Source organism: Gammaproteobacteria bacterium, from assembly GCA_019911805.1.
GTDB lineage: Bacteria > Pseudomonadota > Gammaproteobacteria > Thiohalobacterales > Thiohalobacteraceae > JAHJQQ01.
In genome coordinates this window covers 1-1,812 of the sequence record JAIOJV010000121.1, presented here as the reverse complement: position 1 = coordinate 1,812, position 1,812 = coordinate 1, and the positions used below count along the sequence as shown (strand labels likewise).

Here is a 1,812-nt window from a genome sequence, read left to right as displayed (position 1 = left end):
TTCGGGTGTCAATACCCTGAATCCCAAATGCTGAATCTTACACCCAGCCCCCGTAGGAGCGGCATTCCTGCCGCGATCAGCTCAACCCCCGAATCCCGAATCCCGAATCCCGAATCCCGCCACCTACCCCTCCATCCAGATCAGGGTCGCCATGCGGCCGGTACGACCGTCGCGGCGGTAGGAGTAGAAGCGTTCGGCGTCCGCGTGGGTGCACCACTCGCCGCCGTACACTGCGGCGATATCCAGGCAGGCCAGTTGTCGGCGCGCAAGCTGATAGAGGTCGGCATGCCAGCGCCCACCCTGCGGCTGGAAGGCGCCGCTGGCCGTCGGGTCGCGGCTGATGAAGATAGCGCGGACCTCATCGCCAACCTCGAAGGCGCGCGGGCCGATGGCCGGCCCCAGCCAGGCGATCAGGCTGCTGCCGGGCAGGCCCAGCGCCTGCACCGCGGCCTCGATCACGCCACCGGCCAGACCGCGCCAGCCGGCATGCACGGCCGCCACGCAGGTGCCGGCGCGGTCACACAGCAGTACCGGCAGGCAGTCCGCCGTCAGTACCGCGCACACCTGGCCGCGTGACCGCGCGACCGCCCCGTCGGCTTCGGCCTCCGGCGATGCCTCCCCCACCTCGACGATGCCGCGGCCATGCACCTGGGTCAGCCATAAAGGCTCCGCCGGCAACCCCAGGGCGGCGCGCAGCCGCCGCCGGTTCTCGATCACGGCGACCGGGTCATCTCCCACATGCGTGGCGAGATTGAACGACGCACACGGCCCCTCACTCACGCCGCCGGAGCGCGTCGTCGTCACCGCCCGCACCCAGGACGGTGCCGGCCAGTCGGGAGTGATCCAGTCGTTCGCGTTCATACCGACCGTAGTTTAACCCTGCGGCGGGATGAAATACGCCACGGAAGCGCGGGCAAGACCTTTCCGCCACGAAAGATTTTTACCCAGAAAACCATGACTACCCCGTAAACCCGCAAACCGTATTGGCCACGGAAGCACACGGAAGTACACGGAATGTAAAAGCCGCCACATCCCCGCCTTCCGCGTTGTTCCGTGTGCTTCCGTAGCCAAAGAGGGGCTGTTCGTGTCTTCCGTGGCTGACATGAGTCTTTAAGACGGAATGTAAAACCCGCCGCATCCCCGCCTTCCGTGTACTTCCGTGTGCTTCCGTGGCCAAGAAAAGGTTTATTCGTGTTTTCCGCGGCTGGAATGAATCTTCAGGCTGAAGGATCATGCGTGGGTTTCGTGGCCATGGCGATTTTGCCTTATCCGTGGCGCTTTTTACTCCGCCGCGTCCAGATCCGACTCCAGGAGATGAATCAGTTCCGCCATGTCGTCCGGCAGGGGCGAATGCCATTCGAGCACCGCGCCGCTCCCCGGATGGCGCAGCGCCAGGCGCGTGGCGTGCAACGCCTGGCGCGGGAATGCCAGGACAGCAGTACGTGCCGCCGCGGACAGGCCGGTGGGCGGGCGGGGGCGACCGCCGTAGACCGGATCACCCAGCATGGGATGGCGGAGGTGCGCCATATGCACGCGGATCTGGTGGGTGCGGCCGGTCTTCGGCTGGCAGCGCACGTGGGCGAAGCCGACGAAGCGCTGCTCGACCTCGTAGTAGGTCGCGGACTCGCGGCCGCCCTCGTCGACGACGGTCATGCGATCGGGGTGCTTCGGGTCGGTGGCGATCGCCCGTTCGATCCAGTCGCTGTGAAAGCGCGGCTCGCCGTAGACGATGCAGCGGTATTCCTTCTCGACCAGCCGTTCGCGGAACTGCAGCCGCAGCGCCTCGAGCACCGGCGCCGTCTTGGCCACCAC

General features: G+C 66.3%; 2 protein-coding genes. Both read right to left on the bottom strand.

Going from position 1 to position 1,812, the window contains the following annotated elements:
• Positions 1-123: 123 nt before the first annotated feature.
• A complete protein-coding gene (gene pgeF, locus K8I04_15385) occupies positions 124-861 on the bottom strand; it encodes a peptidoglycan editing factor PgeF (protein ID MBZ0073098.1) in 738 nt (245 codons plus the stop codon).
• 420 nt (positions 862-1,281) lie between these two features.
• A partial coding sequence (locus tag K8I04_15380; GenBank protein ID MBZ0073097.1) for a hypothetical protein occupies positions 1,282-1,812 on the bottom strand: 531 nt, incomplete at its 5' end.

What these genes read in the sequence shown, in the direction of transcription:
- pgeF (MBZ0073098.1), bottom strand. Translation starts at nt 861, where the DNA reads ATGAACGCGAACGACTGGATCACTCCCGACTGGCCGGCACCGTCCTGG.